This is a genomic window from Mesorhizobium sp. M1182, from assembly GCF_040318335.1.
In the GTDB taxonomy this organism is placed as follows: domain Bacteria; phylum Pseudomonadota; class Alphaproteobacteria; order Rhizobiales; family Rhizobiaceae; genus Mesorhizobium.
On record NZ_JAMYMD010000005.1, the window covers coordinates 171,614 to 192,923 of the forward strand.

The 21,310-nt window shown below is 63.2% G+C and carries 19 protein-coding genes; 15 read left to right on the forward strand and 4 right to left on the reverse strand.

Features of this window, described 5'->3' with window-relative positions:
• Positions 1 to 390 precede the first annotated feature (390 nt).
• The 3 genes from NKH33_RS09295 (at position 391) to NKH33_RS09305 (ending at position 4,439) form a co-directional block, all read left to right on the forward strand.
• Complete coding sequence (locus NKH33_RS09295) at positions 391 to 1,611, forward strand: OmpP1/FadL family transporter (RefSeq protein ID WP_352919044.1); 1,221 nt, start codon at positions 391 to 393, stop codon at positions 1,609 to 1,611.
• A 280-nt stretch (positions 1,612 to 1,891) separates the two neighbouring features.
• The gene (ilvD, locus tag NKH33_RS09300) at positions 1,892 to 3,616 is read left to right on the forward strand and encodes a dihydroxy-acid dehydratase (RefSeq protein ID WP_352577585.1); all 1,725 of its coding nucleotides are present in this window, start codon (positions 1,892 to 1,894) and stop codon (positions 3,614 to 3,616) included.
• A complete protein-coding gene (locus NKH33_RS09305) occupies positions 3,603 to 4,439 on the forward strand; it encodes a tetratricopeptide repeat protein (protein ID WP_023678939.1) in 837 nt (278 codons plus the stop codon). Before ilvD ends, NKH33_RS09305 begins: the two co-directional genes overlap by 14 nt.
• Before the next feature lie 24 nt (positions 4,440 to 4,463).
• On the opposite strand, the gene NKH33_RS09310 is transcribed toward NKH33_RS09305, so the two are convergent.
• The 4 genes from NKH33_RS09310 to erpA form a co-directional block, all read right to left on the reverse strand.
• Positions 4,464 to 4,781: a hypothetical protein gene (locus NKH33_RS09310; RefSeq protein WP_352919046.1), complete on the reverse strand. Its 318-nt coding sequence runs from the start codon at positions 4,779 to 4,781 to the stop codon at positions 4,464 to 4,466.
• A 77-nt stretch (positions 4,782 to 4,858) separates the two neighbouring features.
• Entirely contained in the window at positions 4,859 to 5,653 is a 795-nt protein-coding gene (gene xth, locus NKH33_RS09315) for an exodeoxyribonuclease III (RefSeq protein ID WP_352919047.1), read from the reverse strand.
• Between the two features lie 30 nt (positions 5,654 to 5,683).
• Positions 5,684 to 6,073, reverse strand: coding sequence for a VOC family protein (locus NKH33_RS09320; protein ID WP_352470415.1), 390 nt, complete (start codon positions 6,071 to 6,073; stop codon positions 5,684 to 5,686).
• 2 nt (positions 6,074 to 6,075) lie between these two features.
• A complete protein-coding gene (erpA, locus tag NKH33_RS09325; RefSeq protein WP_352919048.1) occupies positions 6,076 to 6,423 on the reverse strand; it encodes an iron-sulfur cluster insertion protein ErpA in 348 nt (115 codons plus the stop codon).
• Between the two features lie 73 nt (positions 6,424 to 6,496).
• Between erpA and NKH33_RS09330 the strand changes: the two genes are divergently transcribed.
• The 12 genes from NKH33_RS09330 (at position 6,497) to NKH33_RS09385 (ending at position 21,232) form a co-directional block, all read left to right on the forward strand.
• On the forward strand, positions 6,497 to 7,711 hold the full coding sequence (locus NKH33_RS09330; RefSeq protein ID WP_352919050.1) for a deoxyguanosinetriphosphate triphosphohydrolase: 1,215 nt from the start codon (positions 6,497 to 6,499) through the stop codon (positions 7,709 to 7,711).
• 61 nt (positions 7,712 to 7,772) lie between these two features.
• Positions 7,773 to 9,530, forward strand: coding sequence for an arginine--tRNA ligase (gene argS, locus NKH33_RS09335; RefSeq protein WP_352919052.1), 1,758 nt, complete (start codon positions 7,773 to 7,775; stop codon positions 9,528 to 9,530).
• 103 nt (positions 9,531 to 9,633) lie between these two features.
• Positions 9,634 to 13,296, forward strand: a complete 3,663-nt coding sequence (locus NKH33_RS09340) for an SPOR domain-containing protein (RefSeq protein ID WP_352831526.1) — start codon at positions 9,634 to 9,636, stop codon at positions 13,294 to 13,296.
• Between the two features lie 116 nt (positions 13,297 to 13,412).
• Positions 13,413 to 14,432, forward strand: coding sequence for a beta-N-acetylhexosaminidase (gene nagZ / locus NKH33_RS09345; RefSeq protein WP_352539739.1), 1,020 nt, complete (start codon positions 13,413 to 13,415; stop codon positions 14,430 to 14,432).
• A 58-nt stretch (positions 14,433 to 14,490) separates the two neighbouring features.
• Positions 14,491 to 15,291 (forward strand): segregation and condensation protein A, encoded by an 801-nt coding sequence (locus NKH33_RS09350; protein WP_023678931.1) that lies wholly within the window; start codon positions 14,491 to 14,493, stop codon positions 15,289 to 15,291.
• A complete protein-coding gene (gene scpB, locus NKH33_RS09355) occupies positions 15,288 to 16,067 on the forward strand; it encodes an SMC-Scp complex subunit ScpB (protein WP_352500872.1) in 780 nt (259 codons plus the stop codon). The genes NKH33_RS09350 and scpB overlap by 4 nt, the downstream gene beginning before the upstream one ends.
• A 178-nt stretch (positions 16,068 to 16,245) precedes the next feature.
• Entirely contained in the window at positions 16,246 to 16,467 is a 222-nt protein-coding gene (locus NKH33_RS09360) for a twin-arginine translocase TatA/TatE family subunit (RefSeq protein ID WP_352490594.1), read from the forward strand.
• A 28-nt stretch (positions 16,468 to 16,495) separates the two neighbouring features.
• A complete protein-coding gene (gene tatB, locus NKH33_RS09365) occupies positions 16,496 to 17,182 on the forward strand; it encodes a Sec-independent protein translocase protein TatB (protein ID WP_352470423.1) in 687 nt (228 codons plus the stop codon).
• Positions 17,179 to 18,042, forward strand: coding sequence for a twin-arginine translocase subunit TatC (gene tatC, locus NKH33_RS09370; protein WP_352919054.1), 864 nt, complete (start codon positions 17,179 to 17,181; stop codon positions 18,040 to 18,042). Before tatB ends, tatC begins: the two co-directional genes overlap by 4 nt.
• Before the next feature lie 465 nt (positions 18,043 to 18,507).
• On the forward strand, positions 18,508 to 19,812 hold the full coding sequence (gene serS, locus NKH33_RS09375) for a serine--tRNA ligase (protein ID WP_352919056.1): 1,305 nt from the start codon (positions 18,508 to 18,510) through the stop codon (positions 19,810 to 19,812).
• Positions 19,812 to 20,570, forward strand: a complete 759-nt coding sequence (surE, locus tag NKH33_RS09380; protein WP_352919058.1) for a 5'/3'-nucleotidase SurE — start codon at positions 19,812 to 19,814, stop codon at positions 20,568 to 20,570. Before serS ends, surE begins: the two co-directional genes overlap by 1 nt.
• Entirely contained in the window at positions 20,567 to 21,232 is a 666-nt protein-coding gene (locus NKH33_RS09385; RefSeq protein WP_352500868.1) for a protein-L-isoaspartate(D-aspartate) O-methyltransferase, read from the forward strand. Before surE ends, NKH33_RS09385 begins: the two co-directional genes overlap by 4 nt.
• Positions 21,233 to 21,310 lie beyond the last annotated feature (78 nt).

Below are 21,310 nucleotides of genomic sequence, written 5' to 3' on the forward strand. Positions count from 1 at the left end.
CCGGCTGATCAAACAAATTGGGCCTGCTGGCCGCAATAGATTCGCCGGTCACGAATCTGCCTTCCAGACAGGCCGCCTGCCACGAAAACGGGCATTCCGCAGCGTAAATCTTGAGGCAAACTGAATGTTTTTGCCCCATTGTTGCCATAATGTAACAATGGCTGACTGGGCACGCAAAAATGCCCTGTTCTGCAGTGATTTAGGGGTTTTTCCCGAGTTTTCTCGTCGATCTGTATTGTGGCGGCCATCTTCCCGCCTCGGCAACAAGGCCGACATCTTGTCGGAAATGCGTTCAGCCAAGCTGTACATGTACGCACGGCGAATTCGTTGTTGCGCCGTTAACCTGAATTGGTTCTAGCTTGATGCAAGGACATTTCGGGGAGGAGATTCATGTGTTATTCGCGTCTGAAAGTGCTGCTGGGCGCGGGGGCTTTTTCGCTGGCTTTGGCTGGGACGGTGCAAGCCGGGGGCTTTGACCGGGGCGGCGTCAATATCGACCAGCTGTTCGACCCGGCGCCATATTCGTTCGACGCAGGCGTCACCTATGTTTCGCCACAGCGCAAACTCAAGAATGTGCAGCGCCTCGATGGCTCGGGTTTGTCGACATCGGCGGTGGACGTTGGTGGCGATTATGCGGTGCCGCATGTCGGCATCAAAGCCAACATCTTTGAGCCCGTAGACTGTCTTGCCACCTATACGAGACCGTATGGTGCGGACGCGAATTTCGGCATGAACAACGCCTATTCGCCGACAGCGGTCAAATACGCCGTCGACACAGACGATTTCGGTCTCACCTGCTCCTATAAGGTGAACGTCGGCAAGGGCGCCATACGATTCATCGGCGGTGTCTCCTACCAGCAGGTAGACGCGTTTCTTTCCCGTCAGACACTGCTCGCCTTCGGCAATACCGGCCTCGGTGTCTTCAAGCTATCCGACGAGGCATGGGGTTGGCGTGCGGGCGCAGCCTATGAGATCCCCGAGATCGCTCTGCGCGCCAGCCTGATGTACTCTTCGAGCTACAAATATGACGGGCTGTCGGGAACCGTCGACACGACCGGCTTCAGGGGCGCCTTTCCAGCGGATCTGATTCCCGGCTCTACCGGCGTGTACCCAGTCTCGGCGTCGGCTGAGATACCTCAGGCTCTGGAATTCAAGCTGCAGAGCGGCATAGCTCCTGGCTGGCTGGCCTTTGGTTCCATCCGCTGGCAGGAGTGGAGCAAGCTTGGCGTTATTGCCATCAATGGCGTGCGCAGTCCGGTAACCGGTTTGCCTTCGCCCGTTTCATTCGACCTGCTTTATCGCGACGGCTGGACGGTCACGGGCGGTATCGGGCACAAGTTCACCGATCAATTGTCGGGCGTGGTTTCGCTGACCTGGGATCGCGGCACCTCGACGACCTCCGGCTATCAGTCGGATACCTGGGCCGTTGCCAGCGGCGTCTCCTATTCGCCGAACGACCAGGTCGAGGTCAGGCTCGGCGGCTCGATCGGTGTGCTGACGAGCGGGTCATCGACTTTCAGCGGTGTCGGCGACGTGGCAAATGCCGTTACCTATACCTACGGCAACGACCTGCTTCTCGCCGGTTCGGCTTCCGTCAAGATCAAGTTCTAACTATTAAATTTTAAACGACAAAAACGGCCGGGCACTGCCCGGCCGTCGGTTGGATGCATGGCGTCCGGCATTCGGCTGGCGCAACAATTGTCCCCATGATGTTCGCTTCTGTAATTGTGACGTTTTGGCAACAGTTTCTGAACAACCCTCGCGTCGCCCGGCCGCCCGGGAACATTGCCTATTTCCCGCCATAAACCCGGCGCACCTCGAACCTGTCTCGGGACATGCGCCAAAAGGCTAGGCGAAGAGGCAGGCCGCACCGCCCGCGGCAAGGACGAGTATGGACGCCAGAGCGATCTCCAAGGCCAAGCTGCCGAGCCGCCACGTGACCGTTGGTCCCGAGCGGGCGCCGCATCGCTCCTACCTTTATGCTATGGGGCTGTCGGCGGCCGAGATCGCGCAGCCTCTGGTCGGTGTCGCCAGCTGCTGGAACGAGGCCGCGCCCTGCAACATCTCGCTGATGCGCCAGGCGCAAGTGGTCAAGAAGGGCGTGGCGGCCGCCAACGGCACGCCACGCGAATTCTGCACCATCACCGTCACCGACGGCATCGCCATGGGTCATCAGGGCATGAAGTCGTCGCTGGTGTCGCGCGAGGTCATCGCCGACTCGGTCGAGCTCACCATGCGCGGCCATTGCTACGATGCGCTGGTTGGATTGGCCGGTTGCGACAAGTCGCTGCCCGGCATGATGATGGCCATGGTGCGCCTCAACGTACCGTCGATCTTCATCTATGGCGGCTCGATACTGCCCGGCAGCTACCGTGGCCGGCAGATCACCGTGCAGGACGTGTTCGAGGCGGTCGGCCAGCATTCGGTCGGCACGATCGGCGACGCCGAGCTGCTCGAGATCGAGCAAGCCGCCTGTCCGTCGGCCGGCTCCTGCGGCGCCCAGTTCACCGCCAATACCATGGCCACCGTCGCTGAGGCGATCGGCCTGGCGCTGCCCTATTCCTGCGGCGCGCCGGCACCCTACGAGATGCGAGACCGCTTCAATTTCGCTTCCGGCGAAAAGATCATGGAGCTGATCGCAAGGAACATCCGCCCGCGCGACATCGTTACTATAGAAGCGTTGGAAAATGCCGCGACTGTGGTCTCGGCCACCGGCGGCTCGACCAACGCGGCGCTGCATCTGCCGGCGATCGCGCACGAGGCCGGGATAAAGTTCGATCTTTTCGACGTGGCCAAGATATTCGAGAAAACACCCTACATCGCCGACCTCAAGCCGGGCGGCAAATACGTCGCCAAGGACATGTTCGAGGCCGGCGGCATTCCGCTGTTGATGAAGACGCTGCTCGACCATGGCTATCTTCACGGCGATTGCCTGACGGTGACCGGCCGCACTTTGGCCGAAAATATGGAACATGTTTCCTGGAATGACAGCCAGGATGTGGTCCGTCCCGCCAATAGGCCGATTACCCAGACCGGCGGGGTCGTGGGCTTGAAGGGTAACCTTGCCCCCGAAGGCGCGATCGTGAAGGTCGCAGGCATGGCGGAACTCAAATTCTCGGGTCCGGCACGCTGCTTCGATTCGGAAGAGGAATGTTTCGAGGCTGTTACGCACCGTAACTATAGCGAAGGCGAGGTTCTCGTCATCCGTTACGAGGGTCCGCGCGGCGGCCCGGGCATGCGCGAAATGCTGTCGACGACGGCGGCTCTCTACGGCCAGGGCATGGGCGGCAAGGTGGCGCTCATCACCGACGGGCGTTTTTCGGGCGCAACGCGCGGTTTCTGCATCGGCCATGTCGGGCCGGAAGCGGCTGTCGGCGGCCCGATCGGGCTGCTTAGGGATGGCGACTTGATCTCGATCGATGCGGTGAACGGCACGATCGAGGTTGCATTGTCCAAAGCCGAACTGGCAGCGAGGGCAAAGGCATGGAAGGCGCGCACGACCGACTATCAGTCGGGCGCGATCTGGAAATACGCACAGACTGTCGGATCTGCCCGCGACGGCGCAGTCACCCATCCCGGCGGTGCCAAAGAAACACACTGCTATGCGGACATCTGAGTTGTTGAGGTCGTCTGTCCTTTCGGCACTGGTTGCGCTCGCCACGTTTGGCGCGACCTTGGGCGCCGTCGGCCAGGCCATGGCCTTCGACGACAAGGTGTTCGACGACAAGACCGGCGTGAAGCCGCAGTCGAGCCCGTGGGCGGTGTTCCAGTTCGGCTTTTCCGCCTACAAGAACGGCCATAAGGAGCAGGCTGCGGAAGCCTATAAATATGCCGCCGAGAACGGCCAGATCGGCGCCACCTGGAAGCTTGCGCGCATGTATGCCGAAGGCGATGGCGTGGCGCGAGACGACTACGCGGCGTTCAAGTTCTTCAGCGAGATCGTCGACCAGGATGTCGAGCCCGGTTCGCCCGAGGAAAGCTATGTTTCGGACGCGCTGGTGGCGCTTGGCGACTATCTGAGGAAGGGCATTCCCGGCAGCCCCGTCGAGGAGAACGAGGTGGCGGCCCAGGAATATTACATGCGCGCCGCCGCCAACTACCGCAACCCGAACGCCCAGTTCGAGATGGGCCAGATGTTCCTCAAGGGTGAGGGCGGCGTCAAGGCCAGCGTCAAGCAGGCCGGACGCTGGTTCCAGCTGGCGGCCGAAAAGGGCCATGCGGGCGCGCAGGCGACGCTCGGCAACCTGCTTTTCCAAAGCGGCAAGATCGTGCGGGGGCTGGCGATGATGACCGCGGCGCTCGAACGGGCCTCACCCGCCGACCAGCCATGGATCCGCGGCATGCAGGAAGAAGCGTTTGCAGCCGCCGGCGAAGCCGACCGCCGCACCGCGATCTCGCTGGCCGACGACATCCTCACCAAGGGTGGCGGCGACCAATAGGTCGGCAGAATTTCCGTTTTTAGATCAATTGTCGGTCGGTTCCGCCGGCATGCCGCTGGGCGCCGGTGTTGAGATCAGCGTGCCCTGCAGATGTGGGGCCAGCTTGTTCTCCGGGCAGCCATCCCGCTGCTTTGTCCAGGACGTGTTGTTGAGCACCATCTCGCAACGTGCGAGGTAGCTTTGGCCGGCAAGCGTCAGGCAGGCGACCCGGCCGATCTGGAATGATTTGCCGTTAGCCAGGCACTCTGCATCGGCAAAAGCCGGCGTCGCCACCGCCATCGCAAGCGCGCAGCCGATCGGGCAGAGTGCAAATCGAGTAGTCATGGGAACCCCAGCCACCATGATGATTTCTCATTAAGCGCGCGATTTGTGGCGATAAGAGGTCAACTTATCAATGTGCCGCCGGGCAGCAGCTCCGGTCAGGCCGGCTGCAGCGCCAGATCGATCGCCACCGGCACGTGGTCGGAGGGTTTTTCCCAGGCGCGCACCTGTTTTTCGATCGAAGCCGAGGAAAACCAGTTGGCGGCTTCGGGCGACAGAAGCAGGTGGTCGATGCGGATGCCGTTGTTCTTCTGCCAGGCGCCGGCCTGATAGTCCCAGAACGTAAAAATGTCCGGGGCGTCGGTGACGGCACGCACGGCTTCGGTGAAGCCGAGATTCTTCAGCCGCCGGAACGCTTGCCGCGTCGCGGGCTGGAACAGTGCATCGCTTAGCCAGTTTTCCGGATACTTCGCGTCGATCGGCTCGGGAATGACATTGTAGTCGCCGGCCAGGACCAGCGGCTCTTCCAGAGCAAGCCGCTCCTCGGCCCAGCGCTCAAGTCGCGCCATCCAGGAAAGCTTGTAGGAGAACTTCTTCTCGTCGTCGATCGGGTTGCCGTTCGGCAGATAGATCGAGGCAACGCGCAAGGCGCCCTTGTCGGTCGAGAACACGCCCTCGATGAAACGCGCCTGCTCGTCGGCATCGTCGCCCGGCAAACCGCGATTGACCTCGTCGAAACGCAGCTTCGACAGGATGGCGACGCCGTTGAAGCCTTTTTGGCCGTAAGTCTCGACATTGTAGCCGAGCACCTCGATCTCGGCGCGGGGAAACTGCTCGTCGACCGTCTTGATCTCCTGCAGGCAGGCGATGTCGGGCGCGCTTTCCGTCAGCCAATGGGTCAAATTGCCGATGCGGGCACGAACGCCGTTGATGTTCCAGGTGACGATTTTCATGGCGGCCTCGATAGGCTGGTGGTCCGGAGACTAGCGATCCGGTGGATGACGTTCGACAAGGCCGATCGTATTGCCTGCCGGGTCCTTTAGGAAGGCCATCCATTCGCTTTCCCCCGCCTGGCCGAACAGGCCTTCGGTGTCGCGATGGACGAGCGCCGGCGGCGCAGTGAAGGGAACACCGGCGGCCCTTGCCGAAGCGTGGAACTCGTCGAGGCCCGATATGTCGAGATAGACGGTGCCGGCAGGCAGGCCGTCGGTGAAAAGCAGGCGCACGTCACCGGCCATGATAAAGGCGATGCCCGGCGGATCGAAACGCGCATGCAGGTTCATGCCGAGCACCTCGCGCCAGAACGCCAGCGTCGCATCGAGGTCGCGCCCGGCGGAAAGCGCGACCTGACGGACCGCGCCGATGTCGGGCATTTCTAGATCGAGAAGCTGGTGCCGCAGCCGCAGGAGGCGACCGCATTGGGGTTTCTGATCTGGAACGACTGGCCCATCAGATCGTCGACGAAATCGATCACCGAGCCGCCCATATAGACCAGCGACAGGTCGTCGATCAGCACGATGGCGCCGTCCTTCTCGATGGCGACGTCGTCGTCATTGCGCCCATCGACCAGGTCGAACTTGTAGGAGAAGCCGGAACAGCCGCCGCCCTCGACCGAAACGCGCAGCGCCGTCTTGCCGGCTTCGCTCGCCACAATCTTGGCGATCCGCCTGGCGGCGGCGTCGGTCATCTCGACTTTCATGGCGGTCTTGGCATCAGCGCCCATGGGCGTCACCTTGCATTCGGTTTCGTATGATAGGTATGAAGCGCGACGGGGCAAGTCAACTGCGGCATACGCTATGACCAACGAGTTGGGCGACATCGGATTCGGCTATCGGCCGCGCGCGGCCTATGCCAGCGACCCGGCGAAGTCGCGCGGGCGGCTGTTCGACGAGGTGGAAAGCCCGACGCGCACGCCGTTCCAGCGCGACCGCGACCGCATCATCCATTCGACGGCGTTCCGCCGGCTGAAGCACAAGACGCAAGTGTTCGTCGCGCACGAAGGCGACCATTACCGGACGAGGCTGACGCATTCGATCGAGGTGGCGCAAATCGCACGCGCTCTGGCGCGGGCGCTGCGCGGCGACGAGGACCTGGCCGAGGCGGTGGCCCTGGTGCACGACTTCGGCCACACGCCCTTCGGCCATACCGGCGAGGACGCGCTGAACGACAAGATGGCCGCCTGGGGCGGCTTCGACCACAATGCACAGTCGCTGCGTGTGGTGACGCGGCTGGAGCGGCGCTATGCCGAGTTCGATGGGCTGAACCTCACCTGGGAAACGCTGGAGGGGCTGGTCAAGCACAATGGCCCGCTGACCGATGCCAAGGGGAAAGGGCTGAAGGGGCCGGTGCCGCAGGCCATCCGCGACTATTCCGAACTGCACGACCTCGAGCTCGACCGCTTCGCTGGTATCGAGGCGCAGTGCGCGGCGATTGCCGACGACATCGCCTACAACACCCACGACATCGATGACGGCTTGAGGGCAGGGCTGTTGACGCTCGATATGCTGGAGGGCGTCTCGCTGCCGGGGTCGATCCTCAAGGGCGTGCGTCAGCGCTATCCGGCGCTCGATGACGTACGCACCGGCCACGAGCTGATGCGCCGGCAGATCACCATCATGGTCGAGGACGTGATCGTCTCGACGACGGCCAATCTGGCGCGCATCCAGCCCGACAGCGCCGAAGCGGTAAGGGCGGCCGGCGAGACGATGGTGAGCTTCTCCGCCGAGACGGCCGTATCGGAAAAGGAGCTGAAGGCCTTTCTCTACAAGCACCTCTACCGGCATGCGGAGGTCATGCGGGTGCGCGCCGATGCCGACCAGATCGTCAGGGACCTGTTCGACGTCTATTTCGCCGATCCGCGCGCCATGCCGGATGGCTGGCGCGAAGGGCTCGACCGGGCAGAGGACCGCGTCAAGGCGCGCAGTGTTGCCGATTTCCTGGCCGGCATGACGGACACTTATGCGCTCAAGGAACACAGGCGTTTGTTTGACCATACGCCGGATTTGAGCTAGGGCGGGCGCGATTTTGCCGGCCAACGCGCCGGATCCATGCAAAACCGTCAGAGCCATAGCAATGAACATCTTCGCCGATTTCAACGCGCGAATCATAAAGGCCGTCGAAGCGCTTGATTTGAAAGACAAGGATGGCGCGTCGCCGGACCTGTCGCGCATCGCCGTCGAGCCGCCGCGCGATGCCAGCCATGGCGACCTCGCGACCAACGCTGCCATGGTGTTGGCCAAGCCGACCGGCCAGAGCCCGCGTGCGCTGGCCGAAAGGCTGGCCGAGGCGCTGCGCGCCGACGAGGATATCGCGGCCGCCGAGATCGCCGGCCCGGGCTTCGTCAATCTCAGGCTCAAGGACGGTTTCTGGCAGGCGCATCTGACGGCGCTGCTCGGCGAAGGCCGCAACTACGGCCGCTCGACTGTCGGCGGCGGCAAGAAAACCAATGTCGAATATGTCTCGGCCAACCCGACCGGCCCGATGCATGTCGGCCATTGCCGGGGTGCTGTGGTCGGCGACGCGCTGGCCAATCTGATGGCCTTCGCCGGTTACGACGTGACCAAGGAATACGTCATCAACGATGCCGGTTCGCAGATCGACGTGCTCGGACGCTCAGTCATGCTGCGCTACCGCGAAGCGCTCGGCGATGAGATCGGCGACATTCCGGCCGGGCTTTATCCAGGCGACTATCTGATCCCCGTTGGTCAGGCGCTGGCCAGCGAATTCGGCCGCTCCCTGCTGCAGATGCCGGACGAAGAGGCGCTTGCCATCGTCAAGGACAGGACGATCGATGCGATGATGGCGATGATCCGTGAGGATCTGGCGCTGCTCAACGTGCATCACGACGTCTTTTTCTCAGAGCGCACATTGCATGCCAACAATGCCAAGAAGATTCGCTCGGCGATCAGCGACCTGACGCTGAAGGGCCATATCTACAAGGGCAAGCTGCCGCCGCCCAAGGGCGAGAAGCCGGAGGACTGGGAGGACCGCGAGCAGACGCTGTTTCGCTCGACCGCGGTCGGCGACGACATGGACCGGGCGCTGGTCAAGTCGGACGGCACCTTCACCTATTTCGCCGCCGATGTCGCCTACCTCAAGGACAAGGTCGATCGCGGCTTCGTCAACCTGATCTATGTGCTTGGCGCCGATCACGGCGGCTACGTGAAACGGCTGGAAGCGCTTGCCCGGGCGATTGCCGGCGACGAGGTCAAGCTTACCGTGCTGCTTTGCCAGCTGGTGAGGCTGTTTCGCGCCGGCGAGCCGGTGCGGATGGGAAAGCGAACTGGGAATTTCGTCACTCTTCGGGAGGTCATCGAAGAAGTTGGACGAGATGCAGTTCGCTTCATGATGCTCTACCGCAAGAACGACGCGCCGCTCGACTTCGACTTCGCCAAGGTGACCGAGCAGTCGAAGGACAATCCGGTGTTCTACGTGCAGTACGCCTCGGCGCGCTGCCATTCGGTGTTCCGGCAGGCGAGCGAGCAATTGGGCGAGGCCATGTTCGACCGCAGCCAGCTGGCCGCCCAAGTGGCTTTGCTGGCCGATGAGGGGGAGATCGGCCTGATCAGGAAGCTCGCCGAATATCCTCGGCTGATCGAAGCCGCGGCGCTCGCGCTCGAGCCCCACCGGCTGGCATTCTACCTCTACGAACTCGCTTCCAGCTTCCACGGACACTGGAACCGGGGCACCGATAATCCCGACTTACGTTTTGTTAAGGTTAACGACCGACAATTGACGCATGCCAGACTAGGGCTGGTGCAGGCTGTTTCGGACGTTTTGACGTCCGGCCTGACGCTGATCGGAGCCAATGCGCCCACCGAAATGCGTTAGGTTTGAGTAAAAAACCTGTCACCTTTTGCCCACATTGCGCTGGTAAGGGCCAACCCTACGCGACGTCCATGGCGTCCGAATGAGTGCGAGTTCGGGAACAATAATGGCAGACAGAACCCAGCTGAGAGCAGCCGACCACAACGACATCGCCAACGATGATCCGTTCGCGGAACTGACCAGGATCATGGGGTTCGACCCGCGCCAGCCGGTCAAACCGCAAACGCCGGCACAGCCGAAAACCGCTGCCGCCGAACCGTCGGTGGACGAGGGCGATTTCGAGATCGATCTCGAGAAGGAGTTGATGGGCGAATTCGGCGCCGACGCCAATGACAATGCTTCCCCTGCCAAGCTTCGCGAGCCGACACCCGAACCGGCCGCCGCCGACGAAATGGAGGACGCGCTTGCTGCCTCGTTCGAACAGGATTTCGCGTTCGACGACAGTGCGGCGGATGATGCTGCTCCTGTTGCGGCCGCTCCTGTTGCCGCCGACGAAATTGCCTCCGCCCCCGAAAGGGCGTTCGCTCCCTCCGTCGAGCCGGAGCTCGACGACGAGTTCGATAACGGCATCGCCGGCTCGCTCGAAGACGTGTCGCCGTTCGAGGACGACCTTTCGAGTGACGACGAACTTGCCGCCTCGCTCGACCAGGATTTTCGGCACGACGATGTGACGGCCAAGATCGCGGTGACCGGCGAGGATGAACCCAGGGCCGCAGCCGAGGCGATCGAGCCGGTCGACGAGCCCGCCTTCGACGATGAGTTCGACAGCGCCGTGGCAAGTTCGCTCGAAGACGAGCTGATGCTCGAAGAGCATGAGCCGATGGAGCAGACCGTCGCCGTTGAAACCGCCGCGCAAGCGGCCGCGCCTGCGTTCGATGACGAGTTCGACGATGCCGTTGCAAGCTCGCTCGAAGACGAGCTGATGTTCGACGAGCATGAGCCGGCGGAAAACGTCGCCGCCCCGGCATCGCCGGTTGATGCGGTTTCGGCCGATGAGGATCTTGCCGGCCATTTCGATGATGCCATGGCCGATGTCGAGATGGACTTCGACGTTCGCTCGGACGGGCCTGCCGAAATCGAAGAACCAGAGTTTATCGAAGAGCAGTCGATCGAAGAGCCAGAGGCCGCCCGGCTTTCCGGCACGGCCGCTGAAGCGGCGTTCGACGACGATTTCGATCTGAGCTTCGACGATGCGCCTGCCGAGGAAGCCGAAGAGCCCGTGGCGCAGGTTGCGGCCGAACCAGCGGCGCCGGCCGCTGTCGTCCCGACGGCCCCAGTGGCTGAGGAACGCAGCCTGGAAGACGAACTGAACGCGCTGCTCGGTGCGATGAGCACACGGCCGGCACAAGTGGTCAACGAACCTCAGACAAGCCCGCAGACTGCCCAGAAGCCCGTGATGGCTGTTCAGCAGCCTATCGCGCCGGTAATTCAGAAGCCAGCAGTGGCCGCTGAACAGCCAATGGCGGCGGTCAAAGACGTCGCCAACGAGCCGGTGCATGCTGTCGACGAGCTGGATTGGGAACTCGACGAGCACGAGCCCGCTGAGCCGCAGCAGTCCAGTGCCGCCGATGACGCCGATCTCGGCAGTGTCCTCCTCGATGAGCTTGAAGGCGAGGATTTCGGTGTTGAAGCCGCTGCCGGACCCGCGGATGATCTCGACAGCGATGCGCTCGATGCCGACTTCGCCAGGAATATCGGCCTGGATCACGACTCGGCCGACAAGAGTGCGGCAGCTGCTGCCGAGGAAGACCCGCTCGATGCGCTGAACTGGCTGACGACACGCGCCACACCGCCCGAGCCGGCCCGCTCGTGGAGCCGCGTGACACCGGTCGCACAGCCTCAACCCGCTTTTGCAAGCCAGCCGGTGGCTTCGGCGCGTCCGGCACCACCGCCGCAGCCGGCTGCAACGCCGTCCTATCGGGCCGCACCGGTCGAAGAGAGGCCGTCCTATGAAGGCCAGGCATCCCGTGAAGATAGGTCATCCTATGAAGATCGGCCCGCCTACGTGGAAGCTGCACCAACCTCGCATCAACAGCCTTCCGCCTATGACGAGATGCCCGATGTCGAGACGGTCGACGTACCCGAGCGCGTCGTGGCGCTGGCGGACGATCTCGACATTCCGGAGCTCAACTTCGACGATGACGAGCCGGTGGCGCCCGCCTACGACGATCTCGATGCCGATTTTGCCAGCCTTCTCACCGAAATGAATGCAACGGATATAGCGCCTGCCCCGGTGCGCAGTGCTGGCTATGACGATGAATACGATGCCGGCTTCGTGTCTGGGTATAAGCAAGATCGTAGCGAGACGCGCGCCTATGGCGCCAAGCCTGCGGAAGCGCCCGTCAGCGCGGCAGCCGCTTCCTATGCCGATGCAGCGGACGGTTTCGATCTGGGCCCATTGCCCGGTGGCCAGCCGGTTTCGCAGGCCGACGATTTCACCTTCGATGAGCTCGACTACGATCCCGAACTGGACGAGGAGATGTCGGTTCCGGGCCTTGCCGAACGCGGGGCCGAAAGGCAGCCGCGCCGGCGTGGGCTGCTGATAGGTGCGGTGGTCGGCGCCGTGGCGATCGCCGGAGGCCTTGGCGCCTTTGCGTTGACCCTCGGCGGCAAGAGCGGCGGCGATGCGCCGGTTATCGTCAAGGCCGACAACAGGCCGATCAAGATCAAGCCGGAAAATCCAGGCGGCACCGTCGTGCCGAACCAGGACAACAAGGTTTATGACGCTGTGGTCAAGGGCACCAAGCCCGCCGAGCCGGTTCAGCAGAAGCTGGTCACCAACACCGAAGAGCCTGTGGACCTGAAGGCCAACGAACCGGAGAGCCGCGTCGTCGATCTTTCGCCCAATGACCCCGATGCCGCGGACGATATCGACGCGCCCGGCACCGCGGCGTCCGACACCGGCGGGTCTGGCACCAATGCGCCCGGCACCAGCGCGTCTGACTCCAGCACGCTTGGCGCCAGTGCGGCTGGCGCTGCCGAAACCGCCGCCGCACCGGCGCCCAAGTCCGAGGATCGCATCGCGCAGGTTCTGCAGGAGGCCGAGAAGGGTGCAACCCCCGAGATCGTCGCCGTTGCGCCGCGCAAGGTACGGACGATGGTCGTGAAACCTGACGGCTCGCTGGTGGCGCGCGAGGATCCGGCGCCTGCCGCCCCGCAGATGGCTGCTGCCGAGCCGGCCGATCCGGCGCCGCAGCACGTGGCTCCGTCGGCCCAGGCCGACGCCGCCGCGCAGACCGGCACCGTGCCCCTGATCGACCAAATAACAAGCGATCCGAAGATTGATGACCAGCCGAGTGGCGACCAGGCGAGCGGCGATCAGGCCGAAACCTCCAAGCTGCAGCCGGCGCCCAAGCCCGACACAAAGGCTGAAGCCAAGGCCCAGGCGTCAGCCAGCAAGCAGTCCGCCAGCACCCCGGCCACGGTTCCGGTGGCGCCGCAGCGCCCGTCCGACCAGCCGGTCGATGTGGTTGGCGAGGTCAAGCCCGATCAGGTCGCTTCCATCGATCCGGCCGCGGCCGGGGCTGGTTCGTGGTCGATACAGATCGCTTCGCAGCCGACAGTCGAAAGCGCCCAGGCGACTTACCAGGATCTGCAGCGCCGCTACGGCAGCGTGCTTTCCGGCCGCACCGCCAACATCGTCAAGGCCGAGATCGCCGGCAAGGGCACCTTCTACCGCGTCCGCGTTCCGGCGCAGTCTCGCAACGAGGCGATCAAACTGTGCACCAGCTACAAGGCTGCCGGCGGCAATTGCTTCGTGTCCCACTAGGCACCAAAACCTCTCGAAAAGCCGGCGTCCGCGCCGGCTTTTTTGCGTGAACGGAAACCTCTGAAGGCAATTGCGGGCGATTCCCTTTGTCGGCGCGAAGCTCTAAACTGTTCCGCATGACCGAATCAAAATCCATGATCCTCGGCTGCGCCGGGAAATCACTGACCCGCGACGAGATCCGTTTCTATCGCAACGAATGCCCGTGGGGCTTCATCCTGTTTGCGCGCAATATCGGCGAGACCGAGCAGATCCGCGATCTGGTCGCCGCGATGCGCGACTGCGTCGGGCGTGCGGATGCGCCGGTGTTCATCGACCAGGAGGGCGGCCGGGTGCAGCGCCTGCGGCCGCCGCTGGCGCCGAACTATCCGGCTGCCGGTGCACTCGGCGCCTTGTGGCGCGACGACCATGACGCCGGCACCCGTGCCGCATGGCTGATGGCGCGGCTGCATGCCTTCGACCTGCTGCGCTACGGAATCACGGCGGATTGCCTGCCGGTGCTCGACGTGCCGATCGAGGGCGCCAGCGACGTCATCGGCGCGCGCGCCTATGGAAAGGAGCCGCGCGCCGTCATCGAATTGGGTCGCGCCGCGGCGGAAGGCCTGATGGCGGGCGGCGTGCTGCCGGTGATGAAGCATATTCCCGGTCATGGAAGGGCCTTCGCCGATACGCATTTCGAACTGCCGACCGTCGACGCCTCGATCGGCGACTTGCAGCGGCATGATTTTGCCCCGTTCAGGGAGCTCAACCATTTGCCGATGGCGATGACGGCGCATGTCGTCTATAGCGCGATCGACCCGAAGAACCCGGCCACCACATCCGGCAAGGTCATCGAAAAGATCATCCGCGACGAAATCGGCTTCGACGGGCTGTTGATGAGCGACGACACCTCGATGAAGGCACTTTCTGGGGATTTCCCGTCAAAGGCGGCCGCTATCCTTGCGGCGGGCTGCGATCTGGTCCTTCACTGCAACGGCGTGTTCGAGGAGATGGCCGGCATTGCATCGCGCACGACCGGGCTGGAAGGCAAGTCGTTTGAACGCGCGGAGCGGGCGCTGACCTATATCAGGAACCGTGACGTGGCGGACGAGACCGAGATTCGGACCGAATTTGCCAGTTATTTCGACGCGGTGGCCTAGCATCAAAGGAAGCGAAGTGGCGGAAACATTGGACCTGAAGGCCGGCAAGGCCGCACCGATGGACCGCTTGTGGGCCGAGAACGACGATTCCCGGCTGACCGGCGATCCGGCGTTGGTCGTCGATGTGGCCGGCTTCGAAGGTCCTCTCGATCTTCTGCTGCATCTTGCCCGCAATCAGAAGGTCGACCTGTCGCGCATCTCGATCCTGGCGCTGGCCGAACAGTATCTGGCCTTCGTCGAGAAGGTGAGGGCGCTGAGACTGGAGCTTGCCGCCGACTATCTGGTGATGGCGGCGTGGCTGGCGTTTCTCAAGTCGAAGCTCCTGATCCCCAAGCAGCCCGGCGACGAAGGCGAAAGCGGCGAGGAACTGGCGGCGGTGCTGCAGTTCCGGCTGAAGCGGCTGGAGGCGATGCGCGACGCGGCGGCACGGCTGGTCAACCGCAACCGGCTCGGACGCGACGTGTTTGCACGCGGCATGCCGGAAATGGTTATCGTCGAGAAGCGCAATGCCTATTCGGCCTCGCTCTACGACCTGTTGACCGCCTATGCCCAGCAGCGCCAGAAGCAGGCGATCACCAATGTGACGATCGCCAGGCGCGGCGTGTGGTCGCTCAAGGATGCGCGCGACGTGCTGACCAGGCTGATCGGGTCGCTGCGCGACTGGACGGCGCTCGACAGTTTCCTGGTCGAATATCTGGCCGGCCCGGAAGAGCGGCGCACCGCGGTTGCCAGCTCGTTTGCGGCGACGCTGGAACTGGTGCGCGAAGGCAAGATGGAAATGCGGCAGGACCAGGTGTTCGCGCCGCTTTATCTGCGCGGCCGCGCCCAGGCCATCAAGATAGTCGAGGTAACACCATGAACGAACGCGCCAACGCTTCGGTCATTCCGTTCAAGGTCGACGACGACGCCGAGCAAGGCGCGGTCGCCGAAAACCCGGCACAAAATCAGGGGCAGAATTTGTCGCGGAATCCTGGCGAGCGGCTGCATATGGCGGAGGCCGTACGGATGGCCGAGGCGATCGTATTCGCCAGCGCCGAGCCGGTCAGCGAAAAACAGCTCACTTCGCGACTGCCCGACGGCATCAACATTGCCGCGGCAATGGCCGAACTGCAGCAGATCTATGCGCGGCGCGGCGTCAATCTGGTGCGCGTCGGCGATGCCTGGGCGTTTCGCACCGCCGGCGACCTCGCCTTCCTGATGAGCCGTGACACGGTGCAGCAGCGCAAGCTGTCCCGCGCCGCCCTCGAAGTGCTGGCGATCATCGCCTACCACCAGCCGGTAACGCGCGCCGAGATCGAGGACATCCGCGGTGTCGAGACGTCAAAGGGGACGCTCGACACGCTGATGGAGACCGAATGGGTGAGGATGCGCGGCCGGCGCCGCACGCCCGGCCGTCCCGTCACTTATGGCACGACCGACATTTTCCTCGACCATTTCGCACTGGAGGAGATACGTGATCTCCCCGGCATGGAGGAATTGAAGGGTGCCGGGCTGCTGTCCGGCCGCATGCCGTCGAATTTCTCGGTGCCGCTGCCGCCGGCCGACGCCGATGCGCTCACCGACGACGAGGATCCGCTGACCGACATCGACCTCGAAGAACTCGGCCTTTTGACGCCGCGCGTCACGGAAGATTGAGCCGAGCGCCATCTTAAAGCCACAGGCAGGATGGAACTGCGCCGATTGGTAGCGGGCCGCCGTTCCGAAAGTGCGTGACTTCGGCGACTCATTCATGAACTCTGTCGCAGTTCTGTTTGAATCCGAACCCGAAAGCGCATAGATCAGCGTCTGGGAAACCGTTCGAGAGAGATTTGCTATGGGTTCATTTTCGATTTGGCACTGGATGATCGTTCTGGTGATCGTGCTGCTGGTGTTCGGCCGCGGCAAGATCCCCGAGTTGATGGGCGACATGGCCAAGGGCATCAAGAGCTTCAAGAAGGGCATGGCGGACGACGAGACTGCCGAGGACAAGCGTACCGTTGAACACCGTGCCGACGAAACCGTTTCGGTACCGAAGGAAAAGGCCAGCAAAAGCTGAGCCCAAACTTTAGTCGGAACGTATAGCCATGTTCGAAGTCGGCTGGACCGAGATGCTGGTGATCGCGATCGTCATGATCGTGGTCGTCGGGCCCAAGGATTTGCCCAACATGCTGCGCACCTTCGGCCGCACGACGGCGAAGCTGCGCGCCATGGCGTCCGATTTCCAGCGGCAGTTCAACGATGCGTTGAAGGAAGCCGAGCTCGACGACGTCAAGAAGTCGGTCGATTCGCTGAGAAGCCTCAATCCGGCCGCCGAGATCAGGAAGCAGCTCAATCCATTCGAGCAGGCCGCCGCCGACGTCCGTTCCGGCGTCGACGCAGTGATGAAACCCAAGCCGGCCGTCGATGCCGCCGCTTCGACGGAGCAGGCGGCCGAGCCGCTTAAGAACGGCGCAACGACGATGCCGGGCGTCAGCCCGCCGGAGCCGACGCCGGCCACGCCGATCTTTCCGGCGATGACGGACGAGTCCGTCGTAGCGCCGGCAGTGCAGGCGCAAACGGCTGCAGCGGCCGTGCCGAAAAAAGCACCTGCGGCAAAGAAGAAGCCAGCGCCCGCGAAAGCCGCGGCCGCCGTCCCGGCCAAGCCGGCAAAGACTGCTGCGCCAAAGGCTGCCGCAAAAGCTGAGCAAAAAGCGCAGTCGTCAGCAGCGAAGAAGCCGGCGTCAGCAACGAAGAAGCCGGCCGCCAGGAAAACGGCGGGAGCCGCAAAGTGAGCACTTCGGATAAGGATAAGGACGAAATCGAGAAATCGTCGGCTCCGCTGATGGAGCACCTGATCGAGTTGCGCCGGCGGCTGATCTGGTCGATCGGCGGTTTTTTTGTTGCCTTCCTGGTCTGCTTCTTTTTCGCCAAGCGGCTGTTCAACCTTCTGGTCATTCCGTTCAGATGGGCGACCCAGTGGGCCGGGCTCGACCCGCACAAGGTCGAGCTGATCTATACGGCGCCACAGGAGTTCTTCTTTACCCAGGTCAAGCTCGCCATGTTCGGCGGCATGGTCATCGCCTTTCCGCTGATCGCCACGCAGATCTACAAATTCATCGCGCCCGGCCTCTACAAAAACGAGCGCAACGCCTTCCTGCCGTTCCTGATCGCCTCGCCGATCCTGTTCCTGATGGGCGCATCGCTGGTCTATTTCTTCTTCACGCCGATGGTGATGTGGTTCTTCCTCGCCATGCAGCAGACCGGCACCAACGACCAGGTGCAGATTTCGCTGCTGCCGAAAGTGTCCGAATATCTCAGTCTGATCATGACGCTGATCTTCTCCTTCGGCCTGGTGTTCCAGCTGCCGGTGGTGACAAGCCTGATGACGCGGGTCGGCATGCTGTCGTCAACGGCCCTGGCCGAGAAGCGCAAATGGGCGATCGTCATCGCCTTTGTGGTGGCGGCGGTGCTGACGCCGCCCGACCCGATGAGCCAGATCGGCCTCGCCATTCCGACGATCCTGCTCTACGAGGTCTCGATCTGGTCGGCCCGGCTGATCGAACGCAGCAAGGAGCGCGACCGTGTGGCCCGCGAAAAGCAGGACGCCACCGAAGAGGTGGCCGAAAAGCCGGCGGACGCGTCTTCGACGTAGGTTCGGTTGAAACGGGCAGCATTTTTTGCCGGCCATAGCAACTTTGTTCTTGCTTTGTGCCGGCAGCTATGCTATTAATTTGGGTATGGTGCTGATTCGGCGCCGACGACCCGCCCACTGAGGCGGGTTTTTTTGGTTCAGATTCCTTTCGACCAAATGTTGCGAGTGCTGCCGACATCAATGTCGGCGGGACAGCGCCCCCCTCTGTCCTGCCGGACATCTCCCCCTCAAGGGGGGAGATCGGCCGTCATCGCGGCTTTCGCAGATCTCCGGCGCTGAAAAAGCAAGCCGTCGGCGAAGCTGCCGATCTCCCCCCTTGAGGGGGAGATGTCCGGCAGGACAGAGGGGGGCGCGAAGGAACTCGGCTTGACATCTTGCATCGATCAGGGATGCGGTTTACGCCCTCTGGTCTTTGTTTTGGGCATTTCCTTGCCCCGAAACCGCCGTGCCGAGGACGAACAGACCATGCTTGACATCAAATGGATTCGCGACAACCCGAAGGCCCTTGTCGAGGCGCTCCAGAAGCGCTCGTGGTCGGCCGGGGATGCGCAGTCCACGGTCGACGACCTGATCGCCGCGGATGAGGCGCGGCGCGAGCATCTGACCGAGCTGCAGACCAGGCAGGAACGCCGCAACGCCGCATCGAAGGAGATCGGCAATGCCATGCGCTCGGGCGATGCAGCTCTTGCCGAAAGGCTGAAGGCCGAGGTCGGCGAGATCAAGGCCTTCATCCAGAATGGCGAGGCGCGCGAGCGCGAGCTCGACAAGGCGCTGAACGATGCGTTGGCAGTGCTGCCAAACGTGCCGTTCGACGACGTGCCGGTCGGCAAGGACGAGCACGACAACGTCGTCAAACGCGTCGTCGGCAAGGTGCCGACGCGGCCGAACTGGGTGAAGGAGCATTTCGAGATCGGCGAAGCGCTCGGCATGATGGATTTCGAGCGGGCAGCACGGCTTTCCGGCTCGCGCTTCACCGTGCTCAAAAGCGGCCTAGCGCGGATGGAACGCGCGCTCGGCCAGTTCATGCTGGATCTGCACACCACCGAGCACGGCTATGGAGAGATCCAGCCGCCGTTGATGGTGCGCGACGAGGTGCTTTTCGGGACCGGGCAACTGCCGAAATTCGAGGAGGATTTATTCTTCGTTCGGCACGGGGACGGCAGGCTTGGCCTAATCCCAACCGCCGAAGTGCCGCTCACCAATCTCGTTCGCGACGAGATCACGCCGCACGAAAAACTGCCGCTGCGCTATACGGCGCTGACGCCGTGCTTCCGCTCCGAGGCGGGCTCGGCCGGGCGCGATACGCGCGGCATGCTGCGCCAGCACCAGTTCTACAAGGTCGAGCTGGTCTCGATCACCGACCAGGAGACTTCGGTTGCCGAGCACGAGCGGATGACCGCCTGCGCCGAGGAGGTGCTGAAACGGCTCGGCCTGCCGTTCCGCACCATGACGCTGTGCACAGGCGATATGGGCTTTGGCGCGCGCAAGACCTACGATATCGAGGTCTGGCTGCCCGGCCAGAACGCCTATCGCGAGATCTCGTCGTGCTCGGTATGCGGCGATTTCCAGGCGCGGCGCATGGACGCCCGCTACAAGGACAAGGACGGCAAGGGCAACCGCTTCGTCCACACGCTGAACGGCTCCGGCACCGCCGTCGGCCGTGCGCTCATTGCCGTCATCGAAAATTATCAGAACGAGGACGGCAGCGTAACCATTCCTGAAGCGCTTCGGCCTTACATGGGCGGTCTGGAAAAGATCGAATCGAAATAATGCGCATCCTTCTGACCAACGACGACGGCATCCATGCCGAGGGCCTTGCATCACTCGAACGCATCGCGCGTACGCTGTCGGACGACGTCTGGGTGGTGGCACCGGAACAGGATCAGTCCGGCTATGCGCATTCGCTGTCGATCTCGGAGCCGCTGCGGCTCAGGAAAATCGGCGAAAAGCACTTTGCGGTGCGCGGAACGCCGACCGACTGTGTCATCATGGGCGTGAAGAAGATCCTGCCCGAAGCCCCTGACCTGATCCTGTCAGGCGTCAATTCCGGCGCCAACATCGCCGACGACGTCACCTATTCGGGCACGGTCGCCGGCGCCATGGAAGGCGCGCTGCTCGGCGTGCGATCGATCGCCATCAGCCAGGCCTATTCCTATGTCGGCGAGGACCGCGTCGTTCCTTACGAGACCACCGAAGCGCTGGCGCCGGCCCTGCTCGCAAAGCTCGTCGCCGTGCCGTTGCGGGATGACGTGCTGCTCAATGTCAATTTTCCGAACTGTGCGCCGGAAGAGATCGCCGGAACTGTAGTCACTTCGCAGGGCAAGCTGGTCCACAGCCTGTGGGTCGACGAGCGGCGCGACGGGCGCGGCCTGCCTTACTACTGGCTGCGCTTCGGCCGCGAGCCAGTCGAGGGCAAGCAAGGCACCGACCTCCATGCCTTGCGCAATCGGCTGGTGTCGGTGACGCCGCTGCAGCTCGATCTCACCGCGCATGAAATCCGCGATCAACTGGCCAAGGCGCTCGCATGAACTTGAACCACGCTGCAACGGTCGACGAGCGCGAAGGTTTCGCTGCCTTCCTGCTTCGCCTGCGCGGCAGGGGGACGGTGCCGAAGGCGCTTATCGCCGCCTTCGAGGCGACGCCGCGGCGCGGCTTTCTGTCTCCGCATTTCCACTCGATAGCCTGGTCGGACCGTATGCTGCCGATCGAATGCGGCGAGGCCATCGAAGGCGCCGACCTGCAGGCGGCGGTGATCGCGGCACTTGCCATCGAGCCGGGCAACCGGGTGCTCGAGATCGGCACCGGATCCGGCTACACGGCGGCGGTGATGTCGCGGCTTGCCGCGCGGATCGTCACTATCGACCGTTACAAGACGCTGGCCGAACAGGCCCGGCAGCGGCTCGAGGCGCTCGCCATCGGCAATGTCATCGTGCGCCAGGCGGACGGTTCCAACGGGCTGGCCAACGAAGCGCCGTTCGACCGCATCGTCGCCTGGGCGGCCTTCGACAGCCTACCGCGCTTCCTGCTCGACCAATTGTCGAGCGGCGGCATCGTCATCGCGCCGATCGGACCCGACGAAGGCGAGCAGGTGCTGGCCAAGCTGACCAAGGTCGGCAGCCGCTTCGAACGCGAGGATATCGGCCTGGTGCGCCTGCAGCCGATCCTGCACGGTGTCGCCGCGGTGATCTAGACTGTGTCGATATTCAGGTGAGGCCGGCCTGCAAAATGGCGGCTTCCTCCGCTTCCGGCCTTCGCCGGCCGAAGCATT

Coding starts and splice junctions, on each gene's coding strand:
- NKH33_RS09295 (WP_352919044.1), top strand. CDS start 391: ATGTGTTATTCGCGTCTGAAAGTGCTGCTGGGCGCGGGGGCTTTTTCG.
- NKH33_RS09360 (WP_352490594.1), top strand. CDS start 16,246: ATGGGTTCATTTTCGATTTGGCACTGGATGATCGTTCTGGTGATCGTG.
- NKH33_RS09385 (WP_352500868.1), top strand. CDS start 20,567: ATGAACTTGAACCACGCTGCAACGGTCGACGAGCGCGAAGGTTTCGCT.
- nagZ (WP_352539739.1), top strand. CDS start 13,413: ATGACCGAATCAAAATCCATGATCCTCGGCTGCGCCGGGAAATCACTG.
- NKH33_RS09320 (WP_352470415.1), bottom strand. CDS start 6,073: ATGCCCGACATCGGCGCGGTCCGTCAGGTCGCGCTTTCCGCCGGGCGC.
- surE (WP_352919058.1), top strand. CDS start 19,812: ATGCGCATCCTTCTGACCAACGACGACGGCATCCATGCCGAGGGCCTT.
- scpB (WP_352500872.1), top strand. CDS start 15,288: ATGAACGAACGCGCCAACGCTTCGGTCATTCCGTTCAAGGTCGACGAC.
- xth (WP_352919047.1), bottom strand. CDS start 5,653: ATGAAAATCGTCACCTGGAACATCAACGGCGTTCGTGCCCGCATCGGC.
- erpA (WP_352919048.1), bottom strand. CDS start 6,423: ATGGGCGCTGATGCCAAGACCGCCATGAAAGTCGAGATGACCGACGCC.
- tatB (WP_352470423.1), top strand. CDS start 16,496: ATGTTCGAAGTCGGCTGGACCGAGATGCTGGTGATCGCGATCGTCATG.
- NKH33_RS09350 (WP_023678931.1), top strand. CDS start 14,491: ATGGACCGCTTGTGGGCCGAGAACGACGATTCCCGGCTGACCGGCGAT.
- NKH33_RS09310 (WP_352919046.1), bottom strand. CDS start 4,781: ATGGTGGCTGGGGTTCCCATGACTACTCGATTTGCACTCTGCCCGATC.
- NKH33_RS09305 (WP_023678939.1), top strand. CDS start 3,603: ATGCGGACATCTGAGTTGTTGAGGTCGTCTGTCCTTTCGGCACTGGTT.
- ilvD (WP_352577585.1), top strand. CDS start 1,892: ATGGACGCCAGAGCGATCTCCAAGGCCAAGCTGCCGAGCCGCCACGTG.
- argS (WP_352919052.1), top strand. CDS start 7,773: ATGAACATCTTCGCCGATTTCAACGCGCGAATCATAAAGGCCGTCGAA.
- NKH33_RS09340 (WP_352831526.1), top strand. CDS start 9,634: ATGGCAGACAGAACCCAGCTGAGAGCAGCCGACCACAACGACATCGCC.
- serS (WP_352919056.1), top strand. CDS start 18,508: ATGCTTGACATCAAATGGATTCGCGACAACCCGAAGGCCCTTGTCGAG.
- NKH33_RS09330 (WP_352919050.1), top strand. CDS start 6,497: ATGACCAACGAGTTGGGCGACATCGGATTCGGCTATCGGCCGCGCGCG.